At 62.5% G+C, this 16,791-nt stretch carries 18 protein-coding genes; 10 read left to right on the top strand and 8 right to left on the bottom strand.

The features are described 5' to 3' along the window. Positions 1-10: 10 nt before the first annotated feature. Positions 11-2,047, top strand: coding sequence for a lytic transglycosylase domain-containing protein (locus RS9916_RS12280; RefSeq protein ID WP_007099759.1), 2,037 nt, complete (start codon positions 11-13; stop codon positions 2,045-2,047). A gap of 30 nt (positions 2,048-2,077) precedes the next feature. On the opposite strand, the gene RS9916_RS12275 is transcribed toward RS9916_RS12280, so the two are convergent. After that, on the bottom strand, positions 2,078-2,575 hold the full coding sequence (locus tag RS9916_RS12275; protein WP_007099758.1) for a hypothetical protein: 498 nt from the start codon (positions 2,573-2,575) through the stop codon (positions 2,078-2,080). Positions 2,576-2,670: 95 nt separating this feature from the next. On the opposite strand from RS9916_RS12275, the gene RS9916_RS12270 reads away from it, so the two are divergent. Together RS9916_RS12270 and thyX are read left to right on the top strand one after the other, a co-directional pair. Beyond that, the gene (locus RS9916_RS12270; RefSeq protein ID WP_038024632.1) at positions 2,671-3,231 is read left to right on the top strand and encodes a thioredoxin domain-containing protein; all 561 of its coding nucleotides are present in this window, start codon (positions 2,671-2,673) and stop codon (positions 3,229-3,231) included. Positions 3,232-3,282: 51 nt separating this feature from the next. Then, positions 3,283-4,008 (top strand): FAD-dependent thymidylate synthase, encoded by a 726-nt coding sequence (thyX, locus tag RS9916_RS12265; RefSeq protein ID WP_007099756.1) that lies wholly within the window; start codon positions 3,283-3,285, stop codon positions 4,006-4,008. 38 nt (positions 4,009-4,046) lie between these two features. Here the strand turns inward: thyX and dcd are convergent, their stop codons facing one another. Beyond that, on the bottom strand, positions 4,047-4,640 hold the full coding sequence (gene dcd / locus RS9916_RS12260; protein WP_007099755.1) for a dCTP deaminase: 594 nt from the start codon (positions 4,638-4,640) through the stop codon (positions 4,047-4,049). Then, on the bottom strand, positions 4,640-5,248 hold the full coding sequence (locus RS9916_RS12255; RefSeq protein WP_007099754.1) for a cob(I)yrinic acid a,c-diamide adenosyltransferase: 609 nt from the start codon (positions 5,246-5,248) through the stop codon (positions 4,640-4,642). Before RS9916_RS12255 ends, dcd begins: the two co-directional genes overlap by 1 nt. 190 nt (positions 5,249-5,438) lie before the next feature. Between RS9916_RS12255 and rph the strand changes: the two genes are divergently transcribed. The 4 genes from rph (at position 5,439) to RS9916_RS12235 (ending at position 8,734) form a co-directional block, all read left to right on the top strand. Continuing rightward, positions 5,439-6,206: a ribonuclease PH gene (gene rph / locus RS9916_RS12250; RefSeq protein WP_007099753.1), complete on the top strand. Its 768-nt coding sequence runs from the start codon at positions 5,439-5,441 to the stop codon at positions 6,204-6,206. A gap of 114 nt (positions 6,207-6,320) precedes the next feature. Then, the gene (gene ntcA, locus RS9916_RS12245; protein ID WP_007099752.1) at positions 6,321-6,995 is read left to right on the top strand and encodes a global nitrogen regulator NtcA; all 675 of its coding nucleotides are present in this window, start codon (positions 6,321-6,323) and stop codon (positions 6,993-6,995) included. 61 nt (positions 6,996-7,056) lie between these two features. Further along, positions 7,057-8,265, top strand: coding sequence for a DUF3084 domain-containing protein (locus tag RS9916_RS12240; protein ID WP_007099751.1), 1,209 nt, complete (start codon positions 7,057-7,059; stop codon positions 8,263-8,265). 25 nt (positions 8,266-8,290) lie between these two features. Beyond that, a complete protein-coding gene (locus RS9916_RS12235; protein WP_007099750.1) occupies positions 8,291-8,734 on the top strand; it encodes a hypothetical protein in 444 nt (147 codons plus the stop codon). Here RS9916_RS12235 and RS9916_RS12230 read toward each other — a convergent pair. The 4 genes from RS9916_RS12230 to psbH are packed head-to-tail and all read right to left on the bottom strand — an operon-like array spanning position 8,712 to position 10,056. Then, on the bottom strand, positions 8,712-8,969 hold the full coding sequence (locus tag RS9916_RS12230) for a DUF3146 family protein (protein WP_007099749.1): 258 nt from the start codon (positions 8,967-8,969) through the stop codon (positions 8,712-8,714). The genes RS9916_RS12235 and RS9916_RS12230 overlap by 23 nt on opposite strands. Further along, positions 8,966-9,586 (bottom strand): aminoacyl-tRNA hydrolase, encoded by a 621-nt coding sequence (pth, locus tag RS9916_RS12225; RefSeq protein ID WP_007099748.1) that lies wholly within the window; start codon positions 9,584-9,586, stop codon positions 8,966-8,968. Before pth ends, RS9916_RS12230 begins: the two co-directional genes overlap by 4 nt. Beyond that, positions 9,586-9,846, bottom strand: a complete 261-nt coding sequence (locus tag RS9916_RS12220) for a TatA/E family twin arginine-targeting protein translocase (RefSeq protein ID WP_007099747.1) — start codon at positions 9,844-9,846, stop codon at positions 9,586-9,588. The genes pth and RS9916_RS12220 overlap by 1 nt, the downstream gene beginning before the upstream one ends. A gap of 9 nt (positions 9,847-9,855) precedes the next feature. Beyond that, positions 9,856-10,056, bottom strand: a complete 201-nt coding sequence (psbH, locus tag RS9916_RS12215; protein ID WP_007099746.1) for a photosystem II reaction center phosphoprotein PsbH — start codon at positions 10,054-10,056, stop codon at positions 9,856-9,858. 85 nt (positions 10,057-10,141) lie between these two features. On the opposite strand from psbH, the gene psbN reads away from it, so the two are divergent. Next, positions 10,142-10,282, top strand: a complete 141-nt coding sequence (gene psbN, locus RS9916_RS12210) for a photosystem II reaction center protein PsbN (RefSeq protein WP_007099745.1) — start codon at positions 10,142-10,144, stop codon at positions 10,280-10,282. Here psbN and RS9916_RS12205 read toward each other — a convergent pair. Beyond that, on the bottom strand, positions 10,270-13,395 hold the full coding sequence (locus tag RS9916_RS12205) for an alpha-mannosidase (RefSeq protein WP_007099744.1): 3,126 nt from the start codon (positions 13,393-13,395) through the stop codon (positions 10,270-10,272). The two genes, psbN and RS9916_RS12205, sit on opposite strands and share 13 nt — an antisense overlap. Here RS9916_RS12205 and RS9916_RS12200 point away from each other — a divergent pair. Continuing rightward, positions 13,394-13,513: a photosystem II reaction center protein I gene (locus RS9916_RS12200; protein WP_006042333.1), complete on the top strand. Its 120-nt coding sequence runs from the start codon at positions 13,394-13,396 to the stop codon at positions 13,511-13,513. The two genes, RS9916_RS12205 and RS9916_RS12200, sit on opposite strands and share 2 nt — an antisense overlap. Positions 13,514-13,620: 107 nt before the next feature. After that, positions 13,621-16,770 carry a DUF3769 domain-containing protein gene (locus RS9916_RS12195; RefSeq protein WP_007099743.1) on the top strand — a complete coding sequence of 1,050 codons (3,150 nt, stop codon included), beginning with the start codon at positions 13,621-13,623 and terminating at the stop codon, positions 16,768-16,770. Positions 16,771-16,791 lie beyond the last annotated feature (21 nt).

Raw genomic sequence — 16,791 nt, 5'->3', positions numbered from 1 at the left:
GCCCAACAGAATGACAGCAGTCTTTGCCTACGGCTTGCCTGTGCGTCCTTCCCGCGGACTGCTGCTGCTCACCGGGACAGTGATCGGCAGCCTGGGAATCATCGTGGTCGCCCAACGGTGGCTGCAGCAGTGGAAGCAGCCACCCCTGACGCCAGCCGCCACTCCGGCCGAACTTTGGAGGCGTTACCGCTGGAGTTGGGACCCATCCGAGCGGCGCGACGCCGCCTTGCTGCTGGCCGCCAGCGACCGCGACTCCCCTGGGCGGCGACAGCGACTGCTGCAGGGTCAAGCCTGGGGGCAGGCGCAGGTGGCAGCAGCAGTGCTGGTGCAGCAAGCCCGCACAGCTGACCAACTGGGTGAGGCGCAGAGTGCTGATGGCCATTGGCGAGCCTTGCTCGCCCGATTCCCACACCACCCACTCAGCGCTGATGCTGCTTATCAACTCTCCAGCGAAAACAGCGCACTCCAACGCTGGCTGCTGAAACACCATCCAGCCCATCCGGCCACTCTTGAGAAGGCCGTGCACGCGCAACAGGCCATGCACCTGGCCCGCTGGGGCGCCGCCCATCCAGGGGCAGTTGCGGTGATCCGGGCCGCCTGCGCGCCCACAGCCAGCACAAGCACCACTCACCGTCAGCACCTGGCGCTGGCCCTCGCCCGTCTCGGGGATGGGCAGAGGGGACTCGACTGCCTACAGGCTGCACCGCCAGCTCCGGCCACAGCCGTCGCCATCGGCCGTTCCTTGCTGCGGGGCGACGCAGCCCAACGGCACCTGGGGGAAACAGTGCTGGTGCGCATGGCCCGCACGGCCAACCCACCCGTCAGCGGCACCACATTGGAGGCCGCGCGACTGCTCAGCGAACCTCTCCAGCCCGATCAGGCCTTGCTGGCCCAGCTGCCCGAACCCCTGCGCAAGCACTCCGCCGATGTGGCAGCCGCCCAGGTGCGGCTGGGTCAGCGCACGGCCGCCAGCGTGTTCAACCGCTGGCCCGATCATCCCGCCAGCTGGCAGCTGCAGTGGGATCTGGCCCGCGCTGATCTGCTGGCGGGCCGCTGGGCTGAGGCAGAGACCTGGCTCGCGGCACTCCCCCACGACACGCTGCCTGAGCCACTGGCAGCACGACAACGGTTCTGGCACGGTTTCAGCGCAGCCAAACAGGGCCGGCCACAGGATGCTGAGAACCAATGGCGGGCGCTGCTGACCCAACACCCACCCGGTTACTACAGCTGGCGCGCTGCCGTTCGGCTGGGGGAATCCACCCTGCCCCCACTGGCGCAAGCCACTCCACTGCCCCCACCACCATCGAGTTGGCAACCTCTCAACAGCGGCGATCCCGTCGTCGACCAGCTCTGGCGACTGGGGATGGTCCAAGACGCGCGCGAGACGTGGCACAGCCGCCAGCAAGCACCTCTCAATCCCGACCGCCTGACGGCAGAGCCCAGCCCGACGGAACGCATCACCGACGGTCAGCTGCTGTTGGCAACAGGCAATGCCTGGCGCGGACTCGATTCCCTATGGCGCAGCAGTCTGCGGCTGGTGGGTGAAGCCTGCAGCACCCGCTTTGCGCTGCATCAGCAGCAGCACCCAAGGCCGTTCGGGGACGCGTTCACATCGGCCAGCGACGAGGCGGTGGTGCATGAAGCCCTTCTGCGGGCGATCGCCAAACAGGAATCGCGCTACTCCCCAGGAGTGCAATCTCCGGTGGGTGCGCAGGGACTGATGCAGCTGATGCCTGCCACCGCTGCCGAAGTGGCGGGCCACCCCCTCAGCGCAACAGAGATCACCAACCCTGACATCAACACCCAACTGGGAGCCCTCTATCTCCAGCAGTTGCTGAGGCAATGGGATGGCAATCCCTGGCTCACGGTGGCGAGCTACAACGCCGGCCCCGGTGCAGCTGGCGGTTGGCGCACACCAGAACTGCAGCAGGACCCTGAGCTCTGGGCCGAACGGATTCCTTACCCCGAGACGCGGATCTACACCAAAAAAGTGCTCGGGAATCTCTGGGCCTACCTCCACGCCGAAGAAGCACCCTGCTCCGGCTGAGTGATGTCGTCGGCGACTGATCCTTCGGGATCAGATCGGAACGGATGCCGGCTGCATCAGCAGGGGAATCGGCAGGTTGTGGCCAAGCCAGATCCCAGCCAACACAATCACAGCCATCCAGAACGCCATCACCTGTGGCGAAGGCACCACCCGGATGCGTGTGAGATCAAGCCGAGCCAACAGCACTGCCGACGCCAGGATCAACACATCCGCCAGCAGCTTCAGCTGAAGCAAATAGAGGCCGCTGGTGATCACCAACAGCAGCGTCACCACCAGGCTGAACACCCGACTCGAGGCCATCAGCATCGAGATCTGACGCAGCAACAGATCCGGCATGGTGCAGACCACCACCACCACCAGGGCCTGCAACACCTCAACGGTCCAGAACACAGGCGCATCAAGGCCATTGCTCTGCAACAGCTGCTGCTGAAACACCGTCCAGTGGTTCCCCATCACCGTGGCCACCGCAAACAGCAGCAGCACCAACGGCGCGCGGAAAGGCAACAACAGAAATCTCAGCAGCGGCATCAGCAGCAGTTGCAGCAGCAGTAGTGCCTAAAAAAACGCTAGCAACGCCAGCCGTGCAGGCCTGCCAGAGTGACGACTCATCTTTGATCTGCGGCATGCCTGCAAACAGTGCCTCCAGCAGTCTCAGCGGGCTCCAGAAAGGCCTGTTGGTGGTGACGGCGCTGGTGTTGGCGGTGGTGCTCTTCCTGCTGCGCAATGGCCTATCGGCTGAATCACCGATGGACCAATTGGCCCGGCGCTCTCTGGCCCCAGAAGTCGCCCTGAGCAATCAGAAACCCACCATGCTCGAGTTCTATGCCGACTGGTGTGAAGCCTGCCGGGAGATGGCCCCCGCCATGCTCGAAACCGAACGCCGCACCAACGGCCAGATGGATGTGGTGCTGGTCAACATCGACAACCCCCAGTGGCAAGACCTGATTGACCGTTATGAGGTCAACGGCATCCCGCAACTGAATCTGTTCGCTGCCGATGGCAGCCTGCGCGGTCGCTCCCTCGGCGTGCGCACACCCCAACAACTGGAAGCCCTGAGCACGGCCCTGATTGCCAATACGCCCTTGCCTCAATTCGCCGGCATCGGCAGCGTCAGCCGTCTCGAAGACGGCGATGGCATTGCTACAGCCACGCCAACCAGTGCCGGTCCGCGCAGCCACGGCTGAAGGATCCGGGCATGATCAGCCCACACCCGTCAACCCACACGTCGCAACGCCATGGATCCCCGCTTCCGGGTCGACCTGATTGCCGCCACACCCAACCCCCAGCAGTGCGTGTATGCCGGCATGCATCAGGACTACAGCGAGGGATTCGTCGCGGGGGACCGTGAGCAATGGCCTGATGAAACCAAGGCAGGCGAGATCTGCGTCAAGCGCCTCCTCGCCGGTGAGCGAGGCCATTACGGGCCGCTCGAGCACGCCCAGATCGTTCTCAACGTGGGCTGGTTTCCCCATTCCGTGATGCAGCAAGCCCGCACCCACCGCGTGGGGGTGAGCTTCGATGTGCAGTCGATGCGCTACACGGGCGAGCGGATCTGCCGCGCAGCCAACGGTGAATTGCCTCTTGAAGAGGTCTTCTACCTGCGCCCCGTGGGCACCTACAGCGATCGCCAGGGCAAGAAATATCTCTACAGCGAAGAACTACGCCAACAGGATCTCGCCCATTGTCAGCAGGCAGCGGAGCGCTACCGCGACCTGCTCAATGCCGGCTTCGCAGAAGAGCATGCCCGAGGCATTCTTCCCTTCGACTATCGCCAGCATTTCGTGGTGAGCTTCAGCCTGCGGGCCTTTCTGCACTTCATGGATCTGCGGGCCAAGCTCGATGCCCAGCAGGAAATTCGCGAGTTATGCGACCTGATGTGGCCCCACCTGCAGAGCTGGGCGCCTGAATTCGCTGCTTGGTATGAAAAAACCAGGTTGCACAAAGCGCGCTTGGCTCCCTGAGCCAAGCGAATCGATCCGATTGGTTTGCCGAGGTTGCGTTAAACCCGAGCCAGGGTCACCCGTTCGGGCTGATGCTGGTATTTGCCTTGACGGTCGCTGTAAGTGGTGTCGCAGGGATCACCCTCAAAAAACAGCAACTGACAGATGCCTTCGTTGGCATAGATGCGGCAGTCAGCACCGGAGCTGTTACTGAACTCCAGGGTGAGATGCCCCTCCCAGCTGGCTTCAGCAGGCGTTGTATTCACAATGATGCCGAGACGGGCATAGGTGCTCTTGCCGAGACAGATCACCGTGATGTTGGGCGGCACCTTCATTTTTTCCAGGGCCACACCGAGGCCATAGGAATGGGCCGGAAGGATGAAGTAGTCGCCGTCTTCGTCGCGATGCAGCTCGGTGGGCTCGAGGTTGGCGGGATTGAATCGCTTGGGATTCATCACCGTGCCGGGCACGTGCTTAAAGATCAGGAATTCCTGGGGTGACAGGCGCAGGTCGTACCCATACGACGAGCAACCAAAACTGAGAACAGGATGCTGCCGCTGCTCAGGATCAAGGTGACGCACCAGTCCCGACTGGAACGGCTCCAGCATTCCGGCATTGGCCTGCTCGGTGATCCAGCGGTCGTTCTTGAGCATTAGAAACCCCGGCGCAATTCGGTGACTTGGTCAGCCATGTCCATCAGAGAGTCTGGGATGGCAGGCCCCGTGACAATCACATCCATCGATCCTGGCCGCTGCTCCAGGGTGCTGCGCACGTCCTGCTCATCGAGGTAGCCAAGGGCCACAGCGAGCCCAAGTTCATCCATCACCAGCTGATCCAGCTCACCATTCAGGAGCTGGGAACGGCACTCAGCCCAGAGGGCCTGAACTGCAGCCAGGGTGTCTGGCTCCTGTTCCGAAGCGGGCTCGGCCAGACAGCAAGCAACATCAGGCCGCAACCACTGGAGCCGGCCACAAAGGGTGAGGCGGCGATCAGGCCCCTGAGCCACCCCTCCCTTGAGAAACTGCACCACCATCACCCGGCTGCCGAGACCTGCAGCACGCAGGGCCTGGCTCAAAACGGAAGCAAAGCTGCCCCGATAGGGAGCGGTATGCACCTGCAGCTGCCCCTCTGGAGACACCAGATGCAGGGGAGGGCGAGCTGGCAGCTGAGGCAGAGGATGCAGACCTGCACGCTCCAGTGTCCGGTGATCTGCGCTGCGGACCTCGCCGGGACGGTGACTGGTGCTGAGGCTTGCTGTCATCAAGAGCTCGTGCGTCCGGGGGTGACCCGCTGGATTCAAACCTAGCGCCGCCGGATCAGTTCACAAGCCTTTTGACACTATCCCTGGTGTCACGGTGTCGACCGACACCCTTCTCTCCCCATGCGGCTGTGGAAACCGGCAAACGGCCCCTGCCAGGCTCAGACCATTCACGCCTGCGCCCCACAACGCCATGACCAGCCTCAGCAGCAGCGGCACCCACTCAACGCCTGGCGAGGAGCGCAACGACGGCCGCAGCGCCGCAGACCTTCGCCCCTTTGCCATCAACTGGGATCCGATGGGCTTCGCCATAAGCTCCCTGATCGTGCGCACGGGGCGCACGGCCGTGCTCTGCAGCGTCTGTCACCAGGAGGGCGTGCCCCGCTGGCGGAAAGGACAAGGCAAAGGCTGGCTGAGTGCCGAATACCGCCTGTTGCCGGGTTCCACCCCCGAGCGCCAAAACCGGGAACTGCTCAAGCTCTCGGGGCGAACCCAGGAAATCCAGCGGCTGATCGGCCGCAGCCTGCGGGCCTGCATCGACATGGAAGCCCTGGGAGAAAACACCCTGTTGATCGACTGCGACGTGATCCAAGCCGATGCAGGCACGCGCACCGCATCCATCACAGGGGCCTGGGTCGCGCTGAAGCACGCCTGCGACCAACTGCTGGCGCAGGGACTGGTGACGCGCCAACCCATCACCAAGCAGGTGGCCGCCGTCTCGGTGGGCCTGGTGAACAGCGCCCCACTGCTCGATCTGGACTACAGCGAAGACAGCCGTGCGGATGTGGATCTGAATGTGGTGATGGACGAGCACCAGCATCTGCTGGAGATCCAGGGCACTGCCGAGGGAGCAGCCTTCAGCCGTAGCGAACTCAATGGCCTGCTGGATCTGGCTGAACCAGGCCTGCAGCAGTTGATGGACAGCCAGCGCCAGGCGCTCCGTAATCGCTCGATTTCGTGATGGTTGCTACACGGCACTACGGAACTGATCCGTAACTTCCAGTCACCTGCAAAGCCATCCATGCCGGGAGTCATGCACGGCTTCAGCCGTACCGTTACTCCAGTACCGGGACCGATGACCCTGGTGAACACCCCCGAGAAGAAGGAGCGCACCCTCCTGGATGTGATCCGTGGACTGGATGGCGCTACCTCGGAAATGGTGGAGCGCAATAAAACGATCTTCTTCCCTGGAGATCCTGCAGAGCGGGTGTACCTGATCCGTCGCGGTGCTGTGCGCCTGTCGCGGGTTTACGAGTCAGGGGAAGAGATCACCGTGGCGCTGCTGCGGGAAAACAGCCTGTTCGGTGTGCTGTCGTTGCTGACCGGCCATCGCTCCGATCGCTTCTATCACTCCGTGGCCTTCACCCGCGTGGAGATGTTGACAGCCCCCGCCGCATCCGTACGTCAGGCGATCGAAGCGGACGCGAGTGTGGGGTTGCTGTTATTGCAGGGCCTCTCCAGCCGGATTCTGCAGACCGAAACGATGATCGAGACCCTCACCCACCGCGACATGTCGTCGCGACTGGTGAGTTTTCTACTGGTGCTCTGCAGAGATTTCGGCGTGCCAGGCGATCGCGGGATCACCATCGATCTGCGCCTGTCCCATCAAGCGATCGCCGAAGCCATCGGTTCGACTCGCGTCACCATCACTCGCCTGCTGGGCGATCTCCGCAACGCCGGGCTGGTGGAGATTGACCGCAAAAAAATCACGGTGTTGGATCCGATCGCGCTGGCCAAAAAGTTCAGCTGAGGGATCTTCAGGTGACAATGGTCGCCGGTTGGCCTGAGCGTTTCCCGACCGCTGAACGACGTTGACCGGCTGGCTGCTGATCCTGATCCTGCTTGTCCTTGGTGGAGTCCTCTCCACCCTGGGCGATCGTCTGGGGTCCAGCGTTGGAAAGGCGCGCCTCAGCCTGTTGGGCCTTCGCCCCCGCAGCACCGCTGTGGTGATCACAGTGCTGACCGGCAGCCTGATTTCAGCGCTCTCGCTGGGATTGCTGCTGCTGGTGAGTCGTCAACTGCGGGTCGGTCTGTTTGAGCTCAATGCGCTTCAAGAGAAATTGCGCATCAGCCGCAGCGAACTGGAACGCAGCCGTGAAGCCCAGGCCGGAGCAGCCCGCTCTCTCTCCCAAGCCCAGCGGGAAAGTGAGCAGGCCCGCCTGGATCTCACAACAGCCAAAGCGAAAGCCGATGCACTGCGCCAAACCCTGGTGCCCCTGCAGAAAGAACGGCAACGGCTTGAAGCTGAGCGACAGCGCCTCAGCCGGGATGTCCAGGCCCGCGATGCAGAAATCCAGCGCACAGAGAACGAGCTGGCCGACGTGCGATCACGCATCAGCAAGGGCGAAGCCGAACTGCGCGAATTGGAACAGCAGCGACTCGCTCTGCGCCTCGGCAATGTGGTGCTCAGCAGCGGCCAGCCCTTAGCGACCGCCACGCTCCGTTTGGATCGTCCCAACCAGGCCAAACAGGTGATCGACCAATTGCTGCGGGAAGCCAATCTCCAGGCCTACCAACGCGTGCTCCCTGGGGAAACCCCCGACCGCCAGATCCTGTTGGTGCCCCGCAATGACATCCAGCGCCTCGAGTCCACCATCACAAAGCCGGGAACCTGGGTTGTGAACATCCGCTCGGCAGCCAATGTGTTGCTGGGAGAGGAAGTGGTCTACGCCTTCCCGGAAGTCAGACCTAACACCACCGTGGTGCAACGCGATGCGGTGCTGGCCCGAACCGCGCTGGAACGGGATGAAACCAACAGCGAAGCCGTGCGCAACCGCCTCAACCTACTGCTGGCATCGGCTCTCGCTGAAGCGCAGCGACGCGGGTCGCTGGTGCAAGGCTTGCAGTTCGATACCAATGCCCTGAACCAACTCGGCAGCACGCTGCTGCGTCGTTCTCCCTCTCGCATCGAACTGAAGGTGATTGCCAATCAACGCAGCGACACCGCAGATCCGGTGATCGTGCGGATCGAGCCGGTCGGCACCATTCCCCAAGCGCGCATCAATGAACGCCGTAACTGAGCGAACTCAGCCACCCCTTCGCGGCATGGTCGCTGCAGTTGATCCCGGTCGCAGCAAATGCGGCCTTGTGCTGGCTGACTGCAGCCAGGGTGAAATCAAAGATGCCCTCGTGGTGCTTGCAGACGACACTCGCACCCAACTGGAGCGGTGGCACCAACACACACCCCTGGAAGCTTTGGTGATCGGCGATGGCACCTCCAGCAAGGCATGGCAGCAGCAACTCCAACACCTCGCTCCAATGCGCATCGTGAAGGAAGCGGGCACGACCCTGCGCGCCAGAGACCGTTACTGGCAAATCTGGCCCGCTCGCGGGTGGCGGCGGTTCTTGCCCAAGGGCCTCCAGCTCCCCCCCGGCGAATTGGACGGCATCGCGGCGCTGGTCTTGCTGGAAGATCAGCTCCCTCATCCCTTGACCTGGAGCCATCCTCCCCAACAAGGACCTGGACTCAGAACCGTGCCCGCACGGTGAAGGTGTAATCGCCTCCTGCTTCCAGGTGATAGTCGGCCTTCACCAAAAACCGCAGCAGGGCGTCCTGGATCAACGCCCGGCCTAACGAAGGCTCCACCGTGAGTTCGCCCCCTTCGAATGTCCAGCAAAACTGCCAGTTGAAGCCACCGGCACTGACTTCACCTTCCAGGCACTTGTCCTGGAAGCTCTGCCTCAGCACGCGCAGATGGGCCGTGGTAACTGGGAGAGGGGTCACGCAGGCTCCTCCGGAGCCAGATTCAGTCCATTGAGGCGGTTGCCTGCCCGCTCCAAGCCTTGACGCTGAATCAGATCGACACCCCGCAACACTTCATCCAACACGTCCTTGAGCAGGGACTGCTCCGCCTGATGAAAACTGCCCAACACATGGGACACCGTGCGAGCACGACGCTCCTCCGCCGATCGACCGGGAGCCCCAATACCAATCCGTAAGCGCGCGAACTCCTGGGTTCCCAGATGCTGAATCGTGCTCTTGAGCCCGTTATGGCCACCGGCACTTCCTTTGGCACGCAACCGCAGCCGCCCCAACGGAAGGTCCATGTCATCGACAAGCACCAATACCTGATCTGAGGAGAGATCAAACCAGTCGAGAGCAGCCCGAATCGAACGACCACTCTCATTCATAAAGGTCTGGGGCATCAGCAACCTGAGGCGATTGCTGCCCACACCGACTTCCGCCAACTCCCCTTGCAGCTTGGCCATCGCCTTGAAGCGAGCAGACTCGCCAGAAGCCAAGGCTTCCAGGGCCATAAACCCCACGTTGTGGCGCGTGCCGGCATAGCGCTGACCAGGATTGCCGAGCCCCACCAGCAAGCGGAGATCACCGCTCTGCATCAGCCCTCTTCGTTGGGGGGCACCTGTGACGGCGCAGACGAAGCCTCTGCAGGGAGAACCTCTGGTTCATCACCCTTCAGCTCAGGCTCTGCCATCGCTTTGTTGATTTCACGCTCGAACTCCTTAGAGGCCGCCTGAAAACCCTTGAGAGTCTTGCCCAATGTGCGACCGAGCTCGGGGAGGCGCTTGGGCCCAAACACCAGCAGGGCCACAGCGCCAATAACGGCCATCTCAGGAAGGCCGATCCCGAAAACGTTCATGAATCAGCTTCAGCCGAGGCCGTTCCAGTTGACGTTGATGCCCTCGAGGATCAGGGACTTGTTGTACAGCTGGAGGATCACCAGCAGGAAGACCAGGAAGAGGGCCATGAAAATGCCCATCACCGGAGTGGTTCCCCAGCCAGGCACAACCTTGCCGTACTCGGAGTTGAGGGGACGGAGGAGATCTCCCAGACGAGTGCGTTGAGCCATAGCGGCGCTTGGTTCTCGGTTCAGGTTCGGTCTGGATACTGTAGGGGTCCTGGTCCTGATAAGGCCGAACCTGTCGAGAGATGTGATGGAAACCTCCTCACCAGCACTGTCTGTTGCTATTGCCGTTCTGGCTGTGTTGCTCGGCCTCACAGGATTCGGCGTTTACACCGCTTTTGGCCCGCCCTCCAAGAAACTCGATGATCCCTTCGACGATCACGACGACTGATCGACGTCTCCCTCAAGCGGAGTCAGCACCACTTCCACCAGTTCTCCGGGACTGAAGACGATCCCTTGCGCTGCACAGGCGCAACCGCGATCGGCTGTGCCTTTGGGATCAGCAGCTGTTTGCCAATTAACAGCTTCCGCGAGTCGAGAGATCACCCACCCCGGGGGGCCCCATTGCTGACGGCGCCCCCCCGGATTGAGCACACGCAGACGCAAACCCTTTGAAGGGTTGAAGCTCCGATCAGCATCTCGGGGCGTCTCCACAGCCACCGGCACCAGGCCGTCCGGCAGGGGCGGAAGCCATTGTTGGGCCTCAGCGAGCCCGGCAGGCCCCCACCAGCCGGGCTCACGAAAGGCGATGGCCGCCTGAGGGATGCCTCCGCGGCACCACCCTTGAGAGGCAGGCATCAAAGCCAGGCGCTGACGGTGCCAACCACGATCGGCCCCAGGATCGGGCCACGTCGCCCCCCGCACCAGGGAGACCCCGAGTCGGTCTGGGGTCGCATCAACCCCCTGAGGCCCGTCGAGCAACAAGGCCAGCCCTCCGCCAGGCGAAGCAACCTCGGTGGCACACCAAGAAATCACTGGCACTTCCCAGCGCATCTGTTCCCCAGGAGTGCAAGCCCGCGCAGGACGGGTGATCACACCACCGCTGGTGTCGGCAGCCCAGCGGATCGCCGTCTGAGCCAGAGGCACCTCCAGCCGCAACAGCTCATGGGTCTGGCGCCAGGCCACGCTGCAGGTGAGCTCCAGCCAAGGACTGTCGGCCCGCAGCTGACAATCCAACCGAACGCAACTCTCGCCAACGCGGGCACGCATGAGCACCCGTGCCACCAATGGCCCCGTCTCCACGACGTCCAGCGACGCCGCATCCCACTGCACCGGCAGGGGATGGTCGCGATAGTCCGCCGGCAGGTCCCAGGCATCCCAGAACTCGCCATGGTCACGAAAGCGCGAGAGGGCGATCGGAGCCTGAAGCTGGGGCCGACCCGCTCCATCCCAGAGCTGCACGACGCCGGCTGCTCCCAGCTCAACCGACAGATGCTTGTTGGTCAACACAAGACCACCATCTGCCGTCGTGCTGAGCGTTACGGCGCCTCGAACAGCGGGGGCCGAGACAGCGGTGCGCTGTTCAGAGGATGGGCGGCGTTCCAAAGGAAGCGACGCCACACCGTGCTGTTCCGGCAGCTGCACCCAGGTGCCGCCCTGGTTGGCCGTCTGCACCGCCAGGCCTTGCCCCTGAGACGCCCACTCCCCTCGCGGCAAACGCAACACCGGGGACCAGCGCGCCAACGGCTGCAGTCCGATCCAGGCCCATTGATCCACTTGCCTGTTACCCAAGAGCTGGGTCAACTGACGATTGCGCAGCGCTGAGGCCGAGCGGCGTGATCGGCGCCAAAGCGGTTCCGCCTGGTCGAACACCTCAGGGATGGAGGTCCCGGGGAGGATGTCGTGAAACTGATGAAACAGCAGGGTGGTCCAGTCCGCGACCTCAGGGACCCCAGCGGGATCACCCAGGCGAAGCAAAGCAGTGGTGAGATCCGCCTCACGCAACAGACGCTCCAGGCTGCGGTTGTGGCGCTTCTGATCCGGACGGCTGGTCGCACAGGCGCGATGCAGATCGAGATAAAGCTCATCCCGCCACACCGGAAGGGTGGCGACGGACGGCTCCAGTGCATCCAAATAGGCCCTCACCGTGGACGGGCGTCGCGGTGTGACCTGGGGGTGGTCCTCCCAGAGGCCCATCTGCTCGAGCATCTCAGCGGTCGGTCCACCTCCGTGATCCCCCACACCTGGGGTCCAAAGGGCTTTGGCCATCCCCGTCGCCAGACGAAACGCTCGCTGCTCCGCCTCAATGGCTGCCGGTTCAGCGCTGGTGCCGATCGGTGGCAACATCAGCGCCTTGAGCTCGGCTCCACCCCGACTGCGCCAGCGGAACAAACGATGGGGGAACGGAACACCGGCATTCCAAGCCAACTTGTGCGTGCAGAACCAGCGCACCCCCTCCGCCACCGCCACAGCAGGCAGTCCCGCTGCAAAGCCAAAGCTGTCGGGCAACCAGGCCAGCTCATGGCGCCATTGCGGAAAAGCCCTGCGGCTAAAAGCCTGACCGATCGAAAACTGTTGCCAGAGCGAGGCCGTGCTGACCAGAACACAATCGCTCTCCACCCACGGCCCATTAATCGGCTCCCATCGCCCCGCATCACTGGCTGACTGCAGGCGCGACCACAGCGCTGGCCGGAAGCGCTCCATCCAGGCGTAGAGCGCCGGCGTCGAGTGGGCAAAACGCAATGGCGGGAAGCGCTCCATCAGATCAAGCGCTGATCGGAAGGTGCGTTCGGCCGCCTGCCAGGTGTCAGCCACAGGCCAGAGCCAGGCCAGGTCGAGGTGGGCATGACCAACCCAATGGACCTCACCAGCCGCAGCAGGCCTGGACGCAAGAAAGTCGCCCACCGCTTCGATGGCCTGGGAAGAATCCGGATCCAGGACAAGCCAGGCCTCAGGCAGGGCATCCAGCGATGGCAGCGCCAGATCGAGCGCTTCGGGCAACAGCAACTGCTCCGGATCATCAGCAGCCGTCAACGGTTCGCGCACCACATCGCTGGTAATCAGGGCGCCGTCGTCATGGCAGGGACTGCGCAGTTCAAGCACCAGATCCAATGCCTGCCCCTGGCGCCAAGAGGGGGGCAGAGGCCAGCGACAACGCGTGTCGAACAGGTCGCCTTCGTGCACGAGCACCCCATCGACCCACAGGCGCACCTGGTCTGCCCACCAACTGAGCACCAATCGCTCCTGTCCGCAGGCGGAATGGCACCAGGCCTCCGGACAGGGAAGTTGCAGCCGCAAACGCTTCCAGATTCCACCTCGCGGCCAACTGAGCAAACCACGCTTGGCCCAGTCAGGGCGATGGATCTGGGCCCAGGGGTCCGCAAGGGCCGAACCCCGCTCAGGAGCATCCATGCAAGACCACTGCGGCAGCAGATCCAGGCGCGCGCGACTGCGAAACGTTTCAATCCACTCCGATCGCCGGGCCTGAAGACGGTTCTGCATCGTGTCTTCCAAACATTGCCCCATAGGATGATGGCGCTGTCCCTGACGCCGGTCGGTCTCCATGCTCGCCCTCAAGATCTCCGTTTATTCGGTCGTCTTCTTCTTCCTCGGGATCTTCGTGTTTGGCTTCCTGGCTAGCGATCCCAGCCGCACCCCCAGCCGGAAGGATCTCGAAGATTGAATCCTGGTGCGCTGATCCAGAGCTGTCGGTCACGCCGAACACTGGTCAGCGCCTGATCAAACCAGCCTTCACACCATGGCAAGATCAGCGGCCTCAGGAGAGATCGCTTGCCAGGTCGATTCGCCAAGCCTCTACGCCCCAGCCTGATTTCGATCGGGGCTGCAGCGTTGATGCTCGTCACGGCTGAGCAGGCGGTCGCCGGTGATTCAGGCCCGTCCCTCTCACCAGAGCGTGAACGCAATAGCGGTAGTCGGTCCAAAGCGACCAAAGCTTTTGATGCACCTGTCGCGATCCAGCTGAAGGCGGATCGTCAGGTTTTCGACGGTCAGCGAAACCTCTTCGTGGCTGAGGGCAATGTCACCGCCAGGATTAATGGTGGTCTGTTGCAGGCGGATCGAATCGAGTTCGACTCCAGCTTCAACACGTTTGCGGCTCGAGGCAGTGTTCGCTACCGCAAAGGGTCCCAGTATTTCCAAGCGGGAAGCCTGCGCTTCAGCCTGATCCAGAACGAAGGAGTCTTCGAAGACGTCTATGGCGTCCTTGATCTCGACACGGCTGCCCTCGATCTCGATCCTTCGAACCGCTCCCAGCGCAGCAACCGAGCTGGAGACATCGCACCATTGCCAACCCTGGAGAGCTCAGGGCTTGGCTTCCCGACCGCACTTCAGATCGAACTGGCTGGCAGTACGGCCGAACGCATCAGTCCCCAAGGCGATCAGGGGGGATTCTGGAGTTTGGAGCAACCCGCTTCGAGCGAGTGGGTCGTTCCAGGCCCAGTCAATGCCGATTCGGAACACCATCTGGAGATGGCCTGTCCCCCGGTGTTACCACCGATCCCGGAGTGGCATCCACACCCCTGGGCTGCCACGGTCTGGGGCGGACAAAGCATCGACTCCAACTTCGGGGACACGTTTTTCTTCAATGGGCGCATGCGACCGGAGTACCTCTCGGGCGTGACTGTGCAAAAGCGGATCTGGAAAGCCGGACCGCTGGCCATCGAAGTGGAAGGCAATCTGTTTGGCCACCAGGCCTACGAACAACCCGGCGGAGCTTTCAATCAATCCGTCCCTTATGCCAACACTCCCCAACAGAGCTTCGGCGAAGGCATCGTCGGCATCGGGGCCCGGCTATGGATGCAGCCCTGGCTAAGTCTCGGCGTCGTGGAAGGGGTGAGCTACTTCACCGCCAACAGCAATTACGAGCGCACGTACCGGGAGAACTACGCCCAGTTCCTCAATTACCTGGGCTTCGAGCTTGAAGCGGCGGTCTCGAAGCGCTTGTCGTTGGTGGGGCGCATCCACCATCGCTCTGGTGCCTTTGGCACCTACAGCGGCGTGCGTGAGGGCAGCAATGCCTACCTCATCGGAGCTCGCTATCGCTGGGGGACTGATCCGGCACAGGCAACACCCAGCGATGTTCCGCCGCCGCTCGGCTGTCCTGACCCTGACCGCGCGAATCGCAAGCCCAAACGGACCCTCAGTGAAGCGCTCGAGTACGGAAGCCTCGGTGGTGACCGTCTGCCCGTTCAGACCACGACTCGCCAGCAGGAACCGCTCGGACTCACAACAGAGTCGACCCTCTCACTGGCCGAACAGGAAGACCTGCGAGCCAAGGCCATCGCAGCCATCGATCAGCGCATCAGCAGCATTCAGTTCCAGCAAACACTGACGATTGAGCGCCGACTTGGGGTGCCTGGTGGTGGTCAGCGCAAGCAGGAAACCCGTGAACAGACCATCGAGGAGGAGAACGACTACGGAACCCTGCAACCGTCCCAGCTCAAGGGGCTCGGTCGGGCCCAACTGGTGACCGGCGAGATCAGTCGATGGCGTTTCCAAGCGGCCCGCATCCGTCTGACCCCGGATGGCTGGAGCGCCGATCGTATGGGTTTCACCAACGACCCCTATACCCCAGCCCAGACCCGCATTGATGCCGAAGATGTGGTGGCCACCCAGGAGCCCAACGGCGACATCCTGATCAAGGCACGGCGCAATCAACTGATCGTGGAAGAACGCTTGCCGATCAACGTCAGCCGCAGTCAGCGCATCCAGAAGCAGGAAGAAGTCGAGAACCGCTGGGTGCTCGGCATCGACAACGACGACCGCAATGGTTTCTTTATCGGTCGCAATCTCAAGCCGATCCAACTGAGCAGCAATTTCCAGTTCGATCTGCAACCTCAGGTGCTGGTGCAGCGAGCGATTGATGGCCAAACCAACAGTTACATCGCCCCCGGCAGCGCGGTGGGCAGCGGCACCGTGACCCAACCCATCAGCGCGGGCGATGCCTTTGGCCTGGAGGCCGAACTCTCCGGTCGCGTTTGGGGTTGGAAGACCAGTCTCAATGCAGACATCAGCACCTTGAATCCCGACAATTTGGACAATGGCAGTCGCTACTGGGGCGAACTGAAGAATGCCGTCGGCCTTCCCTGGCTAGGGAATGTCAAAACGCGCCTGTTCGGCGCCTACCGCTACCGCACGTGGAATGGATCCCTCGGCCAGACCGATGTGTATTCAGCCTTCGGCGGCTTCGCCGAACAGAAAGGCGCCTGGCAGTGGGGTCAGCTGGCCAACGACTATCTCTGGCGCGTCGGCGTCGGCAACTACCAGGCTGAAACCTTCGAAAGCGAAAACCTCGCCGACCTCTGGAGGGCGAATGTCTACGCCTCAGTGAACAGCAGCTTCCCCCTTTGGCGCGGGAAGCCGGCGCCACTCACACCGGAAGCGGCCTACCGCTACTCCCCTGTGGCCATCGTGCCCGGCCTGACGCTGAACAGCAACGTGAACACCTTGCTCGCGGCCTATGGCAATGGGACCCAGCAGAACAGCATCTCCCTCAGCGGGGGGCCCACGTTGACCCTGGGCACCTTCAGCAAACCCTTCCTGGATTACACCCAGCTCTCACTCACCGGTGGTGGCACGCTCAAGCAAGGCTCCAGCCCCTTTGATTTCGACCAAGCCATCGATCTGGGCACCGTGGGCGTGGGACTCACCCAACAACTTGCAGGACCTCTCCTGATCAATGCCGGTGTCGCGATCAACGTCGACCCGAATTCCGATTACTACGGCAACGTGATCAACTCCAACATCGAGTTGCGCTGGCAACGACGCTCGTATGACTTCGGGTTCTACTACAACCCTTACGAAGGCATTGGCGGCTTTCGCTTCCGCCTCAACGACTTCAACTTCACCGGCACCGGTGTGCCATTTGTGCCTTACTCACCCTCCAACCCCAACAACGCCCTCGATCAACGGCTGTTCTGATCACCAAGCGGATTGCGATGG

Source organism: Synechococcus sp. RS9916, from assembly GCF_000153825.1.
In the GTDB taxonomy this organism is placed as follows: domain Bacteria; phylum Cyanobacteriota; class Cyanobacteriia; order PCC-6307; family Cyanobiaceae; genus Synechococcus_C.
This window is presented reverse-complemented; position numbering and strand designations above follow the sequence as displayed.